Raw genomic sequence first — 18,288 nt, 5'->3', positions numbered from 1 at the left:
GGATACACCAACGGGACATGACAGGGCGTTTTTATCAAAAAGTCATGCCATGACATCGTCCCGTCACAAACGCTTGCTAAGCTCGCCCCGGGGAGGATGAGCATGCAGGCAAATACGCTGGAATATGGATCGGATCAATGCGGGCTGGTGTGCGGCTACCTGTTCGGGCGCGGGCCACAACCGTTGCCCATTGCCGCCGACGAGGCGGCCCGGTGGCTGCGCCAGCAGGCCGCCCATCCGGACGAATTCCTGTGGCTGCACTTCAATCTTGCCAACACGGCCAGCGAGAAATGGCTGCGCGAGCACGCCCGGCTGGCCGACGAGTTCTACGATTGCCTGCACGAGGGCTCGCGCTCGACCCGCATCGAACAGGCCGACGACACGCTGGTGGCGGTCGTCAACGACGTGCTGCGCGATTTCTCGTTCGAACCGTCCGATATCTCGAGCCTGTACCTGTCCGTCGAAAGCGGGCTGGTCATCAGCGCCCGGCGCAGCCCCCTGCAGGCCGTCGAGCGCTTGCGGCAGGCGGTGCGGCGGGGCGAGCCGATCGCATCGTCCGTCGTGCTGCTGACGCACCTGCTGCGCGACCAGGCGGATGTGCTGACGCGCATCGTGCGCGTCGCGACCGGCAAGGTGGACAACATCGAGGACAACCTGCTGTCCGGCCAGCTGAAGTACAAACGGGCCGACCTGGGCGCACTGCGCCGGGTGCTGGTGCGGCTGCAGCGGCTGCTGGCGCCGGAGCCGGCCGCGATGTTCCGGCTGTTGCAGCGGCCGCCGTCGTGGGTGTCGGTGCAGGACCGGCAGGAATTGCGTGAGGCCAGCGAGGAATTCGCCGTCACGCTGAACGACATCGCGTCGCTGCAGGAACGGATCAAGCTGCTGCAGGAAGAAATCGCCGCGCTCGTCAGCGAAGCCAACAACCGCAGCCTGTACGTGCTGACGATTGTCACGGTGCTGGCGCTGCCGATCAACATCATCGCCGGCCTGCTGGGCATGAACGTGGGCGGCGTGCCGCTGGCCAACGACGCGGCCGGCTTCTGGATCATCGCCGGCATCGTCGCGGCGTTCACGTTCGTCGCGGGATGGGTGGTGCTGCGCAAGCAGCGCGAGCTGGAGTGACCGCCGCGTCACTAAGGCCGAGCCCGTGTCCTTCTGGGGTCAGACCCCGACATCGGACACGGCCTCGGCAGTTTGACCGAGTGCTTGCGGTCGAGCTCGTGTCCTGTCCGGGTCTGACCCCAGAAGTGGAAAAGTGGACACGAGCTGGGCACTAGGTGCTTATTTTTCCGCCGCGTATGGATCGGCGTAGCCGAGCCCGGCGAGGAGCTCCGTCTCGATGCCTTCCATCTCTTCGGCCTCGTCGTCCTCTTCGTGGTCGTAGCCCTGCGCGTGCAGCACGCCGTGGACGATCAGGTGGGCGGTGTGCTCCTCGACCGTTTTCTTTTGCTCGGCCGCTTCGCGCTGCAGCACGTCCGTGCACAGGATGATGTCGGCGCGGGTCGGCTCGTCTTCGGCGATCTCTTCGCCTTCGTTGTAGGCGAACGTCAGCACGTTGGTCGCGTAGTCCTTGCCACGGTAAGCGAGGTTCAGCTGCTGGCCTTCCTCGGCGTCGACGAAGCGGATCGTCAGCTCGGCCGGCGCGAACAGCGCCGCCTTGACCCATTTGCGGATCAGCGGGCGGGTGATGCTGTCCTGCAGGCGGGGATCGGCGTATTGAACGGAGAGCGTCAGTTTATTTTTTTCGGGCATTACGGATCTTGGCGGGTTGCAGCAATGGGGCGATGTCGGCGGTGCTGTGATGCGACGCGTCGTACGCATCGACGATGCGCGCCACCAGCGGATGGCGCACGACGTCCTCGCTGGCGAAGTGGGAGAACGCGATGCCGCGCACATCGCGCAGCACCTGCACGGCGTCCACCAGGCCGCTCTTCTGGTGCTTCTGCAGGTCGACCTGCGTGACGTCCCCCGTCACGACGGCCTTGCTGCCGAAGCCGATACGCGTCAGGAACATCTTCATCTGTTCGACGGTCGTGTTCTGCGCTTCGTCGAGGATCACGAACGCATGGTTCAGCGTGCGGCCGCGCATGTACGCGAGCGGCGCGATCTCGATCACCTGTTTCTCGAACATCTTCTGCGTGCGGTCGAAGCCCAGCAGGTCGTACAGCGCGTCGTACAGCGGGCGCAGGTAAGGGTCGACCTTCTGCGCCATGTCGCCCGGCAGGAAGCCGAGCCGTTCGCCCGCCTCGACGGCGGGGCGGCACAGGATGATGCGCTTGACGGCATCGCGCTCGAGCGCATCGACGGCGCAGGCGACGGCCAGGTACGTCTTGCCGGTACCAGCCGGGCCGATGCCGAAGCTGATGTCGTGCTCGAGGATGTTGCGCATGTAGCGGATCTGGTGCGGCGTGCGGCCGCGCAGGTCGCTGCGGCGCGTCTTCAGCTGCGGGCTCGCGATCTCGGGATCGTTGAACGGCGGCTCTTCGTCGTCCTCGTCGCCATCGGGTACCGCGGCACTGGTGCGCTGCTCGACGAGGCCCAGCTGCACCTCCTCGACGGGCACGGCGCGATCGGCCACGGCATAGAATTTTTGCAGGATCTGCACGGCGCGCTCGGCATTGGTGCCGCTGACGATGAATTTCTCGCCGCGCCGGAAGATCGTCACATCGAGCGCCGCCGAGATCTGGCGCAGGTTCTCATCGAGGGGACCGCACAGGTTGGCCAGCCGCGTGTTGTCCAGCGGTTCCGGCGTGAAGTAGTGCGGTTGTACGGGTGTCTTTGTTTTCAATGGCGTTCCGGGGTAGGCGCGGGAGTGGAGACCAGCTCGCCGCGCAACGAGTAAGACAGGCTTTCGGTAATGGTCACGGTGACCATCTTGCCATGAAGTGCGGCCGCCGCGGCGCCACCGTCGAACAGCACGGTGCGGGTATTGTCGGCCCGGCCCGTCAGTTCCGTGCCGCCTTTCTTCGACGGTCCTTCGACCAGCACGCGCATCGTCTTGCCCACCATCGCGGCGCTGTGCCGTTTCGTGTTCGCGTCGATCAGCGCCTGCAGGCGTTGCAGCCGTGCCAGCTTGACGTCGTGCGGCGTGTCGTCCGCCAGGTTGGCCGCCGGCGTGCCGGGGCGCTTGCTGAAGATGAAGCTGAACGAGTTGTCGAAGTCCACGCTGTCGACGAACTTCATCATTGCCTCGAAATCCTCATCCGTCTCGCCGGGGAAGCCGACGATGAAATCGGATGCCACCGTGATGTCCGGCCGCACCGCGCGCACCTTGCGGATGATCGACTTGTATTCGAGCGCCGTGTAGCCCCGCTTCATCGCGCCGAGGATGCGGTCGGCGCCGTGCTGGGCGGGCAGGTACAGGTGGTCCGCCAGCTGCGGGATGTTGGCGTAGCAGTCGATCAGCCGCTGCGTGAATTCCTTCGGGTGGCTGGTGACGAAGCGGATCCGCTCGATGCCGGGAATGGCCGCCACGTATTCGATCAGCAGCGCGAAGTCGGCCTGGCCGCCGTCGGCCATCTCGCCGCGGAACGCGTTCACGTTCTGGCCCAGCAGCATGACTTCCTTCACGCCCTGCGCCGCCAGGCCCGCCACTTCCGTCAGCACGTCCTCGAAGCGGCGCGACACTTCCTCGCCGCGCGTGTACGGTACCACGCAGTAACTGCAGTACTTGCTGCAGCCTTCCATGATCGATACATACGCAAACGCACCGTCCACGCGCGCAGGCGGCAGGTGGTCAAACTTCTCGATCTCGGGGAAGGCGATGTCGACCTGCGGCTTGCCGCTGTGGCGGCGCAGCTCCATCATCTTCGGCAGCCGGTGCAAGGTCTGCGGGCCGAACACCATGTCGACCTGCGGCGCGCGCTTGACGATCGCCTCGCCTTCCTGCGACGCGACGCAGCCGCCCACGCCGATCAGCAGGTCGGGCTTGGCCTCCTTCAGCTTGCGGAACACGCCCAGGTCGGAAAACACCTTTTCCTGCGCCTTTTCACGCACGGAACAGGTGTTCAGGAGAATCACGTCGGCATCTTCCGGCGTCTCGGTGCGCACCAGGCCGTCCGTGGCACCGAGCAGGTCCGCCATCTTGTCCGAGTCGTACTCGTTCATCTGGCAGCCGAAGGTCTTGATGAATACTTTTTTCTGCATGGCCGGCAGTTTACCGTAATTCCGGCGATGCCAGTGGGCATGCGGGGTTCCGGCTCATCAATATCGTTCTGATAACACTGTAAGTGCTGAGCAAAGTGTTGTAACAATTTCCCACAGGTTCTTTCGTGCGCCGCATGCCGTACGCGTGTGTTGAAATAGCATTGTTGTAAGTTATTTCAGCGAATGATTGATATTTATTAAATGTTCGCTTGGCATCGCTAGGCTGGAGCGTGCTTGTTTGGGACTAGAATTTGCTGAAAGTGCAAGTTTCACCCAATGGTCGCCGGCCCTTGCGCCGTTCTTTTTGGCGTACTCGTTCCGGAACTAATTTGGAAAAAACAAGTCTTTCCTTTTGTTCGGAGCAGCATCTTCTAACCAACTATATAGACGAGGATCAATCATGGCACACCACGCACTGTCATCCCAGGAAAGCTATAACCCGAACCACCTGCTCGATATTCTGTTGGGCAAAATGCAGCTGAAAAACGATGCCGCTTTGTCCCGTCTGCTGGAAGTCGCACCGCCCGTCATCAGCAAGATCCGCCACCACCGCCTGCCGGTCGGCGCCTCGCTGCTGATCCGCATGCACGAAGTGACCGGCATGAGCATCCGTGACTTGCGCGACCTGATGGGCGACCGCCGGACGAAATACCGCCTGTCCGATGCCCAGGGCCGCCCGAAGCCCGAGGAAAAGGCCGCGCAGCAGGCACAAGCTGCCCAGGCTCAGCAAGCGCAGCCAAAGCCGGAAGGCGGCAACTACGCCCACTGAACCAGCGCGCCGGCCGGGGCCATCCGCTCCGGCCGCCGCGTCTTTGCTGTCTCCCTGCCTTTTCCTTCGCTTCCTTCCCCCGTCACGGCAGCAGCACCGCCGCCATTTCCCCGTACTGCCGTTCCGTTTCGTCGAATAAGCGGGCACACGTCGCCTCGTCCAGGTGCAGCGCGTGCCACGCCACGGCCGACAGCGGCGGCACCAGCTCATCATCCACGCCGGCCAGGTCGAGCGCGTGCGCGATCGCGTCCGCCACGTGGATGACCGTGGCCAGGAAGCCCGCGCCCGGCACTTCCGGGCTATGGTGGTGGCCGATCGCCAGCCGCATCGTGTCCGAGAAATGCCAGTGCTCGGCCAGCGCCACGCCCGCGTCGACATGGTCGATGCCGAGCATGGCGCGTTCCGCATCCAGCCACACGGTGTCGTGCGCCGCACGCCAGGCGGCCACGCGGGCATAGCGGTCCGGGAAGCTCGACACGAGCACGAGGCGGCCGATATCGTGCAGCAGCCCCGCCGTGAAGGCGTAATCCTCGTTGAAGCGCAGGTGGCGCGCCAGTGCCTTCGCGCACGCGGCCGTGGCGATCGAATGGCGCCAGAACGCCTGGTGCGAGAAGCCGGGGCAGCGGCCTTCGGGGAAGCACCCCGTCAGCGCGGCGGCCGTGATCAGGTTGCGGGTGGTCTGGAAGCCGAGAAAGGTGATGGCCTGCTGGATCGTCGTCACCTTCACGCGCAGGCCGTACAGCGGCGAGTTCGCCAGCCGCAGTGTCTTCGCCGTCAGCGCCTGGTCGAGCGATACTTTCCTGGCCAGCACGGCGATGTCGACTTCTTCCGCATCGATGCTGTTCAACAGTTCCATCACGACAGCGGGCAGCGACGGCAGGTCGTCCAGGCTGTGCACGACGTCGTCGTAGCGCAACTGCGTCATCGGGCACCGCCATGCCGCCAGGCCGCCAGGTATTGCCGCAGCTCCCGCGTGGCCCAGGCATCCGCACTGTCCGGATCGAGCTTGCGGAACAGGCGGTCGAGCCGGTCGCCAACGGCATCGTGCACGGCCAGCGCGGCGATACCGTGGCGCGCCAGCGACGCCAACTGGTCATCCGTCAGCACGGTGCCGCGCGGCAGCAACACGTTGCCTTGTGCGTCCAGCACCTCGTCGGCCAGGACCATGCCCGGGCGCGCGTCGCCCGCCGGCAGGTGTCGACAGCTGTTTTCCATGACGGCCTCCTCGTTTGCGGAAACGATCTTACCATCGCCGTCCGCAAGACGGCGCTCACGCTTCTTGCCATATGGAATCTATTGGCTTACATTGCTTGCATGATCGGGAGGAAAAGATGTTCGGAATCCAGGGGCGATTGACGTGCCTGTTCGTGGTCATCGTTACCGTCGTGCTGGGCATCTCGGGCAGCTACGCGCAGTATCACCTTGCCCGCGAACTCGAAGCGACCAACGAAACGCTGCGCAACGGCGTGCTGACGCGTTTGCAGACCAGCCTGCCATCGGCGCTGTGGGACCTGGACAAGGCCAAGGTCGACAACATCGTGGCGGCCGAGATGCTGCCGCCGGAGCTGGTGGCGATCCGCGTCTACGACACCTCCATCGGCCTGTTCTCGGGCAAGCGCCGCACGCCGGACGGCCACGTCGCCGACCTCGATGCCGACAGCCCCGTGGGCGGCACGCCCGTCGTTGCCGACCTTGCCTATCGCGAGCCGCGCGCGGAAGGCGTCGCCAAGCCGGCCATCGTGGGCCGTGTCGTCGTCAATTTCAGCCGCGAGCAGATGGAGGCGCGCCTCGATGCGGAAATCCGCCGCAAGGTCAGCGAGGTGCTGCTGCTGGACCTGATCCTCGTCGTCGCGCTGGCGCTGTCCTTGCGCATCGTGTTCGACCCGCTCCGCAAGCTGCGTGACGGCCTGTTCGAACTGGCCACGCGCGACAGCGACGACGTCGTCGAACTGCCGGAAAAACGCCGCGACGAACTGGGCGACGTGATCCGCGGCTTCAACGCGATCCAGCGCCGCGTGCGCACGATCATCCACCGTACCCGCGAGGCCGAGGAGGAGGCCCGCCAGGCGCTCGTCGAACTGCGCGCGACCCAGGAATCGCTGCTGCAGGCCGAACGCCTGGCCTCGCTGGGCGGCCTGGTGGCGGGCGTGGCCCACGAGATCAACACGCCGGTCGGCATCGCGCTGACCAGTGCTTCGGTGCTGAAGGACGCCACGGACGACATCCGCGCGGCCGTCGCCACGGGCGCCGTGAAGAAGTCCGAGATCGTGAAGTACATCGACACGGCGGACGAAAGCGCGCGGCTCATCATGAACAATGCCTACCGGGCCGCGCACCTGATCCACAGCTTCAAGCAGATCGCCGTCGACCAGGTCAGCGAGGCGCGCCGCCGCTTCGAGCTGCATGAGTACATCGGCGAAGTGGTGGCGAGCCTGCAGCCGCGCCTGAAGAAGACGCGGCTGGCGCTGGCGATCGACTGCGCCCCCGGCATCATGCTCGACAGCTACCCGGGCGCGCTGGCGCAGGTGCTGACGAACCTGACGCTCAATTGCGTCGACCATGCGTTCGGGCCGGACGAGCCGGGCGAGATCGCGATCCGCGCGCGCATCGACGGCGACTGGGTCGAAATGGAAGTGGCCGACAACGGCCGCGGCATTCCCGCCACGCTGATCGACAAGGTATTCGACCCGTTCGTGACGACCCGCCGCGGCCAGGGCGGCACGGGCCTGGGCCTCAACATCGTGTACAACCTGATCGTCAAGCAGTTCGCCGGGTCGATCGCCGTCGCCAGCACGGAAGGCGCGGGCGCCTCGTTCGTGTTCCGCATGCCGCGCGTGACGCCGGGCGAGGCCGCACCCGCCGATGCATGAGCTGCGAGCCGGGCGCCCGCTTTGACGCCGCTGACGCATACTGCGGGCTCAAGGAGGATACGATGAGTACACAGCGGCAGATCGCGCTGCTTCGGGGAGTCAACGTGGGCCGCGCCAAGCGCATCGCGATGGCGGACCTGCGCAAGGTGCTGGGCGACCTGGGGTTTGCCGGCGTGCGCACCTTGCTCAACAGCGGCAATGCCGTCTTCGACTGTCCCGCGCACGATGCCGCGCTGTCGGCCGTGCGTATCGAGGAAGCGCTGGTGCTCAAGCTGGGCGTGGCTTCGCGCGTCACGGTGCTGGGTGCCGACCAGCTGGCCGACGTCGTCGCCGAGAATCCGTTGCAGGACGTGGCCGCCGACCCCGCCAAGCTAATGGTCGCGGTACTCAACAATCCCGCCGACCGGGCCCGGCTCGAGCCGCTGGTCCACCAGCCATGGCAGCCGGAAGCCTTTGCCTTGGGCCGCTGGTGCGCCTACATCTGGTGCGCGGACGGCGTGCTGGCCAGCCGCGCCGCCGCGGCGATGGGCAACCTGCTGGGCGATGCCGTCACCACGCGCAACTGGAGTACGATCACCAAATTGCATGCGCTGGCGCAGGAAGCGTAAGGAGCGGGGAATGGCGAAGGCAAGCGGCGAGTTCGACGTGAAGATGGTGCCCGAGGTCCTGGCCGCCGGCAGCGAGGGCACCGGCATCGGCCGGATGACGCTGGACAAGCGCTACCACGGCCCGCTGACGGCCACGGGGCGTGGCGAATTCCTGTCCTACCGCACGGCGGTACCGACGTCCGCCGCCTACGTGGCACGCTGGACGGGCGGCAGGGCAGCTTCGTGCTGCAGCACGCCGGCGTGATGGGCGGCGAGCACGATGGCCTGCGCATCCTCATCGTGCCCGACTCCGGCACCGGCGCGCTGCAAGGCATCGCCGGCACGCTCGCCATCCGGGTCGAGAACGGCAAGCACTACTACGATCTCGACTACCGGCTGTAGTTTCCCGCTGCACGTCACCCGCCGCACTCACTTGCGGCCAGCCGTCTCGCGCCGCCGCCGCGCCGTCACGCTCTCGCGGTCGACGCCCCAGTTGTCCGTCGCCACCTCGTCGATGATGACGAACGTCGTTGCCGGGTCCTTGTCCAGCACGCGGACCAGCAGGTCCGTCGCGCCTTCGATCAATGCCTGCTTCTGCTCGGCCGTCACGCCTTCGTCGGTGACGCGGATGTTCACATAGGGCATGGCGGCCTCCTTACCAGTTGCCGGCGGTGGCGCCGCCGTCGACGGTCAGCACGGTGCCCGTGGTGAAGCGCGCGTCCGTCAGGTAGAGCACCGCGTCGGCCACGTCCTGCGCGGTGCCGACGGTGCCGGTCGGCGACAGCGTCCTCAGGAAGTCCAGCGCCTGCTCGTCGCCGCCGTGCAGCGGCGTGTCGATGATGCCGGGGGCCACCGCGTTCACCTTCACGTTCGAGCCGGCCAGTTCCAGCGCCAGCGCGCGCGTCGCCTGGTTCAGGCCACCCTTGATCAGCACCGGCAGCAGGGCCGGCACTTTCGCCGTGGGCACCATGCCGATGCTGGCCGTGACCGTGACGATGTGGCCGCCGCCGTTGGCCGTCATGTGCCGCGCCGCCTCGCGCGCCGGGTAGAAGAAGCCCTTCAGGTTGGTCGTCACCATCGCTTCCACGTCGTCCTCCGTGTAATCGCTGATCGGCTTGGCGAGGAAGATGCCGGCGTTGTTGACGAGGATGTCCACCTTGCCGAAGCGCTCGATCGCCTGTGCGAACAGGGCGCGGGCCGTGGCCGGCTGGCCGATGTCGCCCGCCACGCCGACGAAGTTGCGCGGATTGCCGAGCCGTTCGGCGGCCGCCTGCAAGCGGCTGGCCGTGCGGGCGTTGCCGACGACGTTGTCGCCGCGCTTCAGGTAGGCCTCGGCGATTGCGAAGCCGAGGCCGGACGAGGCGCCGGTGACGATGACGGTGTTGGGTTTGCGGTTCATGCTGCACTCCTTTCAATGTCTGGTTGGGTGAATCCACTATACTTTTGCGCTGGAGACCTATAAAGCAGGCTGCGAGCAATTGACTTGATACATGGTGTAATCAATGAAGCGGCAATTCGACGACATTCAACTGGGCAGCATTGAGCTGTTCGTCTTGGCGGCGGAGCAGGAAGGCTTCACGCCAGCGGCGCAGATCGCCGGGGTGACGCCGGCCGCGGTCAGCCGTTCGGTGGCGCGGCTGGAGGAAAGGTTGGGTGTGCGCCTGTTCGTGCGCACGACGCGGCGCATCCGGCTGACGGACAGCGGACGCGCCTACTTCGAGCAGTGCCGGCAGGCGCTGGCCCAGCTGGTCGATGCGGAGCGCGAAGTGACGGGCCGGCAGGTGGCACCGGCGGGGCTCTTGCGCATCAGCGCGCCGACGCCGTATGCGCACCACCGGCTGTTGCCGGCGCTGCCGCGCTTTCATGCGCGCTATCCGGACGTGTCCGTCGAGGTCCACATCAGCAACCGCAACATCGACTTCGCCGACGAAGGCTACGACCTGGCGATCCGCGGCCGCGAGCCGGGCGACTCGAACCTCATCGCCCGCAAGCTGGAGGATGCGGAGCTGGTGCTCGTCGCCGCGCCGGACTACCTGCGCCGTGCGGGGCGCCCGCGCACGCTGGACGACCTGGCGCGCCACCCGTGCATCCAGTTCGACCTGCCCAGTACGGGCCGCAGGATTCCATGGCTGTTCCATGTTGACGGCACGCCGCTCGACGTGGCCACCAACGGCCCGTACACCTGTTCGGACGACGTGCTGGGCATCGTCACGTTGGCGCGCCATGGGGCGGGCCTCGTGCAGACGTACCGCTTCATCGTCGAGCAGGACCTGGCGCGCGGCGACCTTGTCGAACTGCTGCCCGCGCACGGCGGCAGGTCGCGGCCGTTCTACCTGCTCTATCCGCACGCGCGCCACCTGTCGCTGCGCGTGCGCACGTTCGTCGATTTCCTGATGGAGCAGGTGCGGCCGGCCGCGGCGTAAAGCCGGCCAGCCCGGACCGGTTGCGGTAGACTGGGCATTTCGCAATGCACACGAAGTCTTCATGAAACACATACCACTTGCCGCCACGCTGGCCGCCACCCTGTTCCTTGCGGGCTGCGGCTTGATCAAGAAAGACACGGCCGCCGGCCGCCTCACCGGCATGCAGGAAGCGGCCAATCCGCAGGTGCTGCTGCTGGGCGAGGTCCACGACAATGCCCAGGGCCACAAACTGCGCTACGAGGAACTGAAGAAGCGCGTCGACGCCGGCTGGCGCCCGGCGATCGCGATGGAGCAGTTCGACCACGAAGACCAGGAAATGCTCGACGCGGCGCTGAAGGGCTGCCTGGATGCCGGCTGCGTGATTCGCGCGATGAACAAGAAGGGCTGGGACTGGCAGCAGTACTACCCCGTCATCCAGCTGGCGTTGGACCGGCAACTGCCGATCGTGGCCGTCAACCTGTCGCGCGCGAACGCGTCGAAGGTTGTGCGCGACGGGATCGCGTCGAGCTTCGATCCGAAGACGGTCACCGAGTACCGGCTGAACGAACCGGTGTCGGCGGACTGGCGCAAGGCGCAGGAGCGCGAGATCCGCGCGGGCCATTGCGACATGCTGCCGGACATGATGGTGCCCGGCATGGTCAACGCCCAGCTGGCGCGCGACATCTGGATGGCCAAGCTGATCCGCGACCAGCAGCCGCGCGACGTGGTCCTGATCGCCGGCAACGGCCACGTGAGGAAGGACATCGGCGTGCCGCGCTGGCTGAACACGGTGGGCACGAAGCTGACGGTGAAGACGATCGGCTACGTCGAGGGCGGGGGCATGAAGGAGCAGTTCGACGAGGTGCGGTCGATCGCTGCCGTGAAGCGGCCGGATCCTTGCGCGAAGTTCAGGAAGTAGTGGGTCAGACCCGTCCCGGGTCTGACCCAAGCCTTTGCCTTTTGGGTTCAGCGCTCGGGGGCATGCAAGAGCAACCCCAAAACCCAACTTCTTGGGTCAGACCCGTCCAGGGTCTGACCCTGCCTTACTTGTACATCGGCCCATCAAAGATGAACTTGCCGCCGTGGTAGTTCGATGCGGCGTCGTCTTCCGGCGGGTATTCGCCCGTTTCCGGCACGTCGGCGCGGAATTGTTCGGACGAGTCCTTCGGGTGGAAGCCCAGGTGGGCCGCCTTGCGGTTGTCCCACCACTGGCGCTTGTTGTTCGATGCGCCGAACAGGATCGTGTGGCCCACACGCGGCGTCAGCAGCGATACGCGCAGCGCCTCGACCAGATCGTCATACGACAGCCACGTGCACATCATGCGGGGGTTGTTCACGGTGGGGAACGACGAGCCGATGCGCAGGCACACGGTCTCGATGCCGGCCCGGTCGAAGTAGTAGCGCGACAGCTGTTCGCCGAACACCTTCGAGATGCCGTACATGCTGTCCGGGCGCGGCGGGTCGTCCGCGTCGATCACCTGCGTTTGCGGGTAGAAGCCGATCGCGTGGTTCGACGACGCGAACACGATGCGCTTCACGCCGTGGCGATGCGCCGCCTCGTAGATGTTGTACGTGCCCTGGATGTTCGCGTGCATGATGTTCTCGAACGTGTTCTCCGTCGAGATGCCGCCGAAGTGCAGGATCGCGTCCACGCCCTCGACCATTTTCAGCACGGCAGCCTTGTCCGCCAGGTCGGCCTGGAAGATTTCCTCGCCTTCGCCGGCAGGGCCCATATCGCCGATGTCGGACAGGCGCACCACGTCCGCCCACGGCTTGATGCGTTCGCGCAGTATTTTACCGAGGCCGCCGGCGGCACCGGTCAGCAGCAGGCGCTTGAAGGGTTTTTTCGTCGTCGTCATAGTCGTCTCGCTTTTCTTGTGGATGTCACGTCACTGGGGCCGGGTTGAACAGCACGAGCGCATTATGCAGCTTCCAGTGCTCGGCCCAGGTCTTCTTGCCGCTGGCGACGTCGAGCAGCAGGTGGAACAGTTCCCAGCCCACGTCTTCGATCGTCGCCTCGCCGGTGGCGATGCGGCCCGCGTTCACGTCCATCAGGTCGTGCCAGCGGCGCGCCAGGTCGTCGCGCGTGGCGACCTTCACCACCGGGCACTCGGCCAGGCCGTACGGCGTGCCGCGGCCCGTCGTGAACACGTGCACGTTCATGCCGGCGGCCAGCTGCAAGGTGCCGCAGATGAAGTCCGAGGCCGGCGTCGCGGTGTAGTTCAAGCCTTTCGTCGTGACGCGGTCGCCCGGCGACACGACGCCGGCGATCGGTACGCTGCCCGACTTGACGATCGAGCCCATCGCCTTCTCGACGATGTTCGACAGGCCGCCCTTCTTGTTGCCCGGCGTGGTGTTCGCGCTGCGGTCCACGCCGCCCCGCTTCAGGTAGTTGTCGTACCAGTCCATCTCGCGGATCATCGCCTGCGCGACTTCCGCGTTGACGGCGCGCGACGTCAGCTGGTCGATGCCGTCACGCACCTCCGTCACTTCGGAGAACATGACGGTGGCGCCGGCGCGCACCAGCAGGTCGGTGGCAAAGCCGACGGCCGGGTTGGCGGTCACGCCGGAGAACGCATCGCTGCCGCCGCACTGCACGCCGACGACGAGGTCCGATGCCGGGCACGTCACGCGCTGGCGCTTGTTCAGTACTTCGAGCTGCTGCTCGGCCGTCTGCATGATCGATTCGATCATCGACATGAAGCCCACGTGGCCCGCATCCTGCAGGCACACCACCGGCGGCTCGGTGGCCACCGTGTCGTCCTTGCGGCGGATCTGGATCGAGTTGGCCGGGAACAGGCGGGTCGGCTGCAGCTTCTCGCAGCCGAGCGACACGACCATCGCCTGGCCGCCGAAGTTCGGGTTCTTGCTGATGTTGTGGATCGTGCGGATCGGGATGTTCGCGCCGGGTGCGTCGATCGCCACGCCGCAGCCATAGGTGTGCTCCAGGCCCACCACGTCGTCGACGTTCGGGTACTTCGGCAGCAGCTCGGCCTTGATGCGCTTGACCGCGAATTCAACGACGCCGGACACGCACTGCACCGTCGTCGTGATCGCCAGGATGTTGCGCGTGCCGACGGAACCGTCCTCGTTGCGGTAACCCTGGAACGTGTAGCCTTCCAGCGGGTCGAATGCCGGCGGTTTCACCGTCGCGATCGGCAGGTTGTCCAGCTCGCGTGCCGGCGGCATTTCCAGCAGCTGTTCGGAGACCCAGCTGCCTTTCGGAATGTCGCGCACGGCGCGGCCGATGGTGACGTTATAACGCAACACCGGTTGGCCTTGCGCGATGTCCGTCAGCGCGACCTTGTGCCCTTGCGGCACGCCTTCGACCAGCGTGAGGCCATCGGGGAATACGGTGCCCGCCGGCAGGCCGCCATCGTTGACGACGATCGCGACGTTGTCGTTGGCGTGCATGAGGATACGGCGCGGAGTGCTCGCTGTCATGTTCAATCCTGGAGGGAGCCGGCGACGTCCATGTTGTTGTTCTGCGACGCTGGGGAACGGCCGGCGAGTTGTCTGATGACTTCAGTATGACAGATGCCAAAAATTTTGGCTAGTCCACATTGCGCATTTGGTCTGACCGCTTTAGAATGGCCTGACCAGATGTAATAACGTAAAGCAATAAACAAAAAAGCACGCGAGCACGATCATGCTGAGACAACGCGCCGTCCAACCGCCCGAAAGTACCGCCGCCGAACCGCGGCTGTACCGCGTGGTGGCTGACCGGATCGCGCAGCTGATCCGCGACGAAGGCATCGCGCCCGGTGCGCGCCTGCCGTCCGAGCGCGACCTGGCCACCAAGCTGGCCGTCAGCCGCGCATCGCTGCGCGAAGCGCTGATCGCGCTGGAGCTGGGCGGCGTCATCGAAGTGCGCGGCGGTTCCGGCGTCTACGTGTGCGAACCGGACGTCGGCGCGGACTTACCGGAAGCGGGGCCCGGACCATTCGAAGTGTTGTCGGCACGCCGCCTGATCGAGGCGGAAGTCGCCGCGATCGCGGCCCGCGTGGCCAGCGACAGCGCGCTCGATGCGATCCTCACCGCCATCGAGGCGATGGAAGCGCATCACGCGAACAAGACAACCAACGAGCAGGCCGACCGCAATTTTCACCTCGCGATCGCCCGCTCCACCGGCAACGGGGCGCTCGTCGGCGTGATGGATTATCTGTGGAACCAGCGCGGCCGGCTGTGGCACAAGCTGAAGGAGCACTTCCAGACGGAAGAGCTGCGGCAGGAAACGCTGAAGGACCACCGGCGCATCTTCGAGGCGATCGCCGCGCACGACCCGGCCGGGGCACGGCGGGCGATGCGCGCGCACCTTGAACGCGTCACCCGCACGTTCTCGCGCGGCTGAAGCGGCAAGCAGTAAAGCGGTAAAGACAATACAAGAGCAGTACGAGTTAAAACAGTACGCAAGCAGCAGATATAGCAGCAGGCCCCCATGACACGGGGCCACAGGAGACAGGATGTACAAGCAAATACCCGCCACGCATGCCGGCAGAGCGCAATCTTGCGCCGCCTTGCCGCGCTCCTGATCTTAGCTGACACCGATTACGACCGCCTGCGACCTCGGCCTGACGGCCCTCGTCCGCAGCGGCACGAAGCACGCGAGGTGCTTCACCTGCGATCGTGCCCGAGGCACGGCGCAACGACCATTGGAAAACACTAGGAGACGAAGTATGAACAAGCACCCGACCGTGCAACCCCGCTTCCAGCCTAAGCTGGCCATGACGTCGATCGCTCTGGCGGTGCTGGCCGTGGCGAACGGGGCGGCCGCACAGGACGCGGCGATGCAGCGCGTGGAAGTGACGGGTTCCTCGATCAAGCGGCTGGCCAATGAAGAAGCGCTGCCCGTTACCAGTATCAAGGCGGAAGAATTCACCCAGCGCGGCATGACCACGCTGGCGGACGTGATGATGGCGCTGCCGCAATCGGCATCGCTGGCACCGTCCAATGCCGGTTCCGGCACCAACATCAACCTGCGCGGCCTGGGCGTGAACCGCACGCTGGTGCTGCTGAACGGCCGCCGCCTGGCCAACGAGGCGATCTCCGCCGGCTATGCGAATCTGGACGTGATTCCGTTCTCCGCGCTGCAGCGCGTCGAGATCCTGCGCGACGGCGCATCGTCGCTGTACGGTTCCGACGCGATCGGCGGCGTCGTCAACTTCATCACGAAGAAGGAATTCGAAGGCGTGCAGGTGACCGGCCAGTACGTCACGCCGGAAAAGAGCGGTGGCGGCGACGAGCGCCGCGCCACGCTGACGTTCGGTAAGGGCAGCCTGAATCGCGACGGCTGGTCCGCCTATGCGACCGTGGACTTCCACGACCGTTCGCGCCTGGCCGCGAAGGACCGCGCCGACCTGTCGTCCGAGGAGGTGCTCAATTCGCTGGGCCGTTCCCGCGTGGTGGGCAGCGGCGGCTACGCGATGCCGGCGAACTTCACCACCGCCACCAACAAGACCGCGCAGAACCCGTACGCAGGCAAGTGCACGCCGCCGTACTCGATGGTCGGCGCCAAGAACACCTGCATCATCGACAGCAACGAATACGGCACCGCGCTGTACGAGAACGAACAGATCAGCTTCTACGCCCGCGCCGCGAAGCAGATCAGCGAAGACCACACGTTCACCGTCGAATACACGCGCGGCCAGTCGCAAATCATCTCGGTGCGCAATCCCACGCAATCGGTGGCCGTGAACGGCGTGTCGGCCTCGTTGCCGTCGTCGTCGAAGTGGTACCCGGGTAACAGCGGCGGCGTGCCGGCGATGGCGGGCATCACCGGCCAGCCTTTGACCGTCACGTGGTCCGTGGCCGACTATGGCCTGGCCGCGCAGAAGGACAAGCAGGTCAACCAGCGCCTGGCGTTCGTCGACGAAGGCAAGTTCGGCGAGTGGGATTACCGCGGCGGCCTCGTGATCGGCCTGTCCGATCGCGAGAACTACTACCAGAACGGTTTCTTCAGGGGCCAGGGCATCCTGGACGGCCTGAAGAGCGGCGCGCTGAACCCGTTCGGGCTGCAGGACCAGGCGGGCCTCGATTACCTGAAGTCGATCTCGGTGGACGGCGAGAAAAACCGCGACTCGCGCACCACGTACAAGGGCCTGGACTTCTCGGCCAGCCGCATGCTGTTCGCGATGGCCGGAGGTGACGCCGCGATCGCCGTGGGTGCCGACATGCACCGCGAAACGACGCGCGACGACAAGCTGGCGATCCAGAACGAAGTGCAGTACCTGAACAGCACCGCATCGCACGGCGAAGGCGGCCGCAATGTGTACGCGCTGTACACGGAGCTGGACCTGCCGGTGACGAAGACGTTGAACGTCAACCTGGCGGTGCGCGACGACTACTTCAGCGACGTCGGCAACACGATCAACCCGAAGGCGAGCTTCCGCTGGCAGCCGACCAAGACCGTGATGTTCCGCGGTTCGGCCAACACCGGCTTCCGCGCGCCGACGCTGTTCGACGCGTACGGCTACCGCCTGCCGGGTGCCACCGGCAAGACGTCGTCGCGCTGGGATGACCCGCTGCAGTGCCCGAGCGCCACGCCGGCCATCGCCGGCACGGGCAAGCCGCTGCCGGGCCTCGTCGAGTCGGAAGTCTGCAACGTCCAGCTGAACAAGCAGGTTGGTTCGAATCCGAACCTGAAGCCGGAAAAATCGCGCGGCTTCACGCTGGGCGTCGTGCTGGAACCGACGAAGTCGCTGACGATGTCGTTCGACTACTGGAACATCCGCATGAAGGACATGCTGGCGAACCTGCCGGAGCAGGTCTACTTCCAGGACCCGGTCAAGTACGCCTACCTGTTCGCGCGCAATGCGGACGGCTCGCTGGCCTACATCAACAACACGACGATGAACCTGGGTGGTCAGAAGGCTGCCGGTATCGACGTATCGGCCACGTACCGCCTGCCGCGTAACGACTACGGCGACTTCAAGGTGGAACTGGACGGCACCTACCTGACGCAGTTCGACAACCAGCTGTTCCCGGGCGAGGAATGGGTCTCGAACGTGGGCCGCTTCGGCAACGCGTCGAACGGCACCACGTCGAGCTTCCCGATCATCACGTACCGCTGGAAGCACGTGCTGAAGCTGGGCTGGGCGAAGGGCGACTGGACCGCGCAGGCGACCCAGAACTACAACTCGAAGTACGAGGACCAGAACCTGGTGGCGCAGCAGTACTGGCGCGACATCAACTCGTACAAGCCATGGAACCTGACGGTGGGCTACAAGGGCTTCAAGAACACGGTGCTGACGTTCGGCGTCACCAACGTGTTCGACTCGAACCCGCCGCGCACGAACCACAGCGGCTACTCGTACGGCTACCTGTCGAGCGCGGCCAGCCCGATCGGCCGCGCGTACAACCTGCGCGCGCAGTACACGTTCTAAGCGATACCCCGGCCGCCCGCCAGCGCAGCTCCGCTGCGCGGCCGGCGGCCGTTTTTGCAGGAGTATTTCCACAAAGCGGGGCAGCCGCGGCGCCGCCCCGTTTTCTGGAAGTGTTTTCTGTCCAACGTCATC

General features: G+C 65.6%; 17 protein-coding genes and 1 pseudogene. 9 read left to right on the top strand and 9 right to left on the bottom strand.

The window, feature by feature from the left end; translation table 11 throughout:
• Nucleotides 1-102: 102 nt before the first annotated feature.
• Nucleotides 103-1,122, top strand: a complete 1,020-nt coding sequence (locus IP92_RS09665; RefSeq protein ID WP_145874336.1) for a transporter — start codon at nucleotides 103-105, stop codon at nucleotides 1,120-1,122.
• Nucleotides 1,123-1,281: 159 nt separating this feature from the next.
• Here IP92_RS09665 and ybeY read toward each other — a convergent pair whose 3' ends face one another.
• The 3 genes from ybeY to miaB are packed head-to-tail and all read right to left on the bottom strand — an operon-like array spanning nucleotide 1,282 to nucleotide 4,146.
• Complete coding sequence (ybeY, locus tag IP92_RS09660) at nucleotides 1,282-1,752, bottom strand: rRNA maturation RNase YbeY (RefSeq protein ID WP_145874335.1); 471 nt, start codon at nucleotides 1,750-1,752, stop codon at nucleotides 1,282-1,284.
• Nucleotides 1,736-2,788 carry a PhoH family protein gene (locus tag IP92_RS09655; protein WP_145874334.1) on the bottom strand — a complete coding sequence of 351 codons (1,053 nt, stop codon included), beginning with the start codon at nucleotides 2,786-2,788 and terminating at the stop codon, nucleotides 1,736-1,738. Before IP92_RS09655 ends, ybeY begins: the two co-directional genes overlap by 17 nt.
• Nucleotides 2,785-4,146, bottom strand: a complete 1,362-nt coding sequence (miaB, locus tag IP92_RS09650; RefSeq protein ID WP_145874333.1) for a tRNA (N6-isopentenyl adenosine(37)-C2)-methylthiotransferase MiaB — start codon at nucleotides 4,144-4,146, stop codon at nucleotides 2,785-2,787. Before miaB ends, IP92_RS09655 begins: the two co-directional genes overlap by 4 nt.
• 400 nt (nucleotides 4,147-4,546) lie before the next feature.
• Between miaB and IP92_RS09645 the strand changes: the two genes are divergently transcribed.
• Nucleotides 4,547-4,915, top strand: a complete 369-nt coding sequence (locus IP92_RS09645) for a hypothetical protein (RefSeq protein WP_145874332.1) — start codon at nucleotides 4,547-4,549, stop codon at nucleotides 4,913-4,915.
• An 82-nt stretch (nucleotides 4,916-4,997) separates the two neighbouring features.
• Here the strand turns inward: IP92_RS09645 and IP92_RS09640 are convergent, their stop codons facing one another.
• Together IP92_RS09640 and IP92_RS09635 are read right to left on the bottom strand one after the other, a co-directional pair.
• The gene (locus IP92_RS09640) at nucleotides 4,998-5,840 is read right to left on the bottom strand and encodes an HDOD domain-containing protein (protein WP_145874331.1); all 843 of its coding nucleotides are present in this window, start codon (nucleotides 5,838-5,840) and stop codon (nucleotides 4,998-5,000) included.
• Nucleotides 5,837-6,130, bottom strand: a complete 294-nt coding sequence (locus IP92_RS09635; protein ID WP_229418708.1) for a hypothetical protein — start codon at nucleotides 6,128-6,130, stop codon at nucleotides 5,837-5,839. Before IP92_RS09635 ends, IP92_RS09640 begins: the two co-directional genes overlap by 4 nt.
• A 116-nt stretch (nucleotides 6,131-6,246) precedes the next feature.
• Here IP92_RS09635 and IP92_RS09630 point away from each other — a divergent pair, with 116 nt between their 5' ends.
• From IP92_RS09630 to IP92_RS09620, 3 genes and pseudogenes are all read left to right on the top strand, one after another.
• Nucleotides 6,247-7,785 (top strand): sensor histidine kinase, encoded by a 1,539-nt coding sequence (locus IP92_RS09630; RefSeq protein ID WP_145874330.1) that lies wholly within the window; start codon nucleotides 6,247-6,249, stop codon nucleotides 7,783-7,785.
• Between the two features lie 62 nt (nucleotides 7,786-7,847).
• Complete coding sequence (locus IP92_RS09625; protein WP_145874329.1) at nucleotides 7,848-8,393, top strand: DUF1697 domain-containing protein; 546 nt, start codon at nucleotides 7,848-7,850, stop codon at nucleotides 8,391-8,393.
• Nucleotides 8,329-8,774: pseudogene (locus IP92_RS09620) on the top strand (DUF3224 domain-containing protein). The gene IP92_RS09625 and the pseudogene IP92_RS09620 overlap by 65 nt, the downstream one beginning before the upstream one ends.
• 27 nt (nucleotides 8,775-8,801) lie before the next feature.
• On the opposite strand, the gene IP92_RS09615 reads toward IP92_RS09620, so the two are convergent.
• Together IP92_RS09615 and IP92_RS09610 are read right to left on the bottom strand one after the other, a co-directional pair.
• Nucleotides 8,802-9,017, bottom strand: coding sequence for a 2-hydroxymuconate tautomerase family protein (locus tag IP92_RS09615; RefSeq protein WP_145874328.1), 216 nt, complete (start codon nucleotides 9,015-9,017; stop codon nucleotides 8,802-8,804).
• A gap of 10 nt (nucleotides 9,018-9,027) precedes the next feature.
• The gene (locus IP92_RS09610; RefSeq protein WP_145874327.1) at nucleotides 9,028-9,771 is read right to left on the bottom strand and encodes an SDR family NAD(P)-dependent oxidoreductase; all 744 of its coding nucleotides are present in this window, start codon (nucleotides 9,769-9,771) and stop codon (nucleotides 9,028-9,030) included.
• 103 nt (nucleotides 9,772-9,874) lie between these two features.
• On the opposite strand from IP92_RS09610, the gene IP92_RS09605 reads away from it, so the two are divergent.
• Both IP92_RS09605 and IP92_RS09600 read left to right on the top strand, forming a co-directional pair.
• Nucleotides 9,875-10,795: a LysR family transcriptional regulator gene (locus IP92_RS09605; protein ID WP_145874326.1), complete on the top strand. Its 921-nt coding sequence runs from the start codon at nucleotides 9,875-9,877 to the stop codon at nucleotides 10,793-10,795.
• A 61-nt stretch (nucleotides 10,796-10,856) separates the two neighbouring features.
• On the top strand, nucleotides 10,857-11,693 hold the full coding sequence (locus IP92_RS09600) for a ChaN family lipoprotein (RefSeq protein ID WP_145874325.1): 837 nt from the start codon (nucleotides 10,857-10,859) through the stop codon (nucleotides 11,691-11,693).
• Nucleotides 11,694-11,817: 124 nt separating this feature from the next.
• Here IP92_RS09600 and IP92_RS09595 read toward each other — a convergent pair whose 3' ends face one another.
• Nucleotides 11,818-12,633 carry an NAD-dependent epimerase/dehydratase family protein gene (locus IP92_RS09595; RefSeq protein ID WP_145874324.1) on the bottom strand — a complete coding sequence of 272 codons (816 nt, stop codon included), beginning with the start codon at nucleotides 12,631-12,633 and terminating at the stop codon, nucleotides 11,818-11,820.
• 25 nt (nucleotides 12,634-12,658) lie between these two features.
• Nucleotides 12,659-14,218, bottom strand: a complete 1,560-nt coding sequence (gene garD / locus IP92_RS09590) for a galactarate dehydratase (RefSeq protein WP_145874323.1) — start codon at nucleotides 14,216-14,218, stop codon at nucleotides 12,659-12,661.
• 205 nt (nucleotides 14,219-14,423) lie between these two features.
• Here garD and IP92_RS09585 point away from each other — a divergent pair, with 205 nt between their 5' ends.
• Nucleotides 14,424-15,125: a FadR/GntR family transcriptional regulator gene (locus tag IP92_RS09585; protein WP_145874322.1), complete on the top strand. Its 702-nt coding sequence runs from the start codon at nucleotides 14,424-14,426 to the stop codon at nucleotides 15,123-15,125.
• A 325-nt stretch (nucleotides 15,126-15,450) separates the two neighbouring features.
• Nucleotides 15,451-18,156, top strand: coding sequence for a TonB-dependent receptor (locus IP92_RS09580; RefSeq protein ID WP_145874321.1), 2,706 nt, complete (start codon nucleotides 15,451-15,453; stop codon nucleotides 18,154-18,156).
• The last annotated feature ends 132 nt before the right edge of the window (nucleotides 18,157-18,288 follow it).

This window comes from Pseudoduganella flava (assembly GCF_007830495.1).
In the GTDB taxonomy this organism is placed as follows: Bacteria; Pseudomonadota; Gammaproteobacteria; order Burkholderiales; family Burkholderiaceae_D; genus Rugamonas; species Rugamonas flava.
This window is presented reverse-complemented; position numbering and strand designations above follow the sequence as displayed.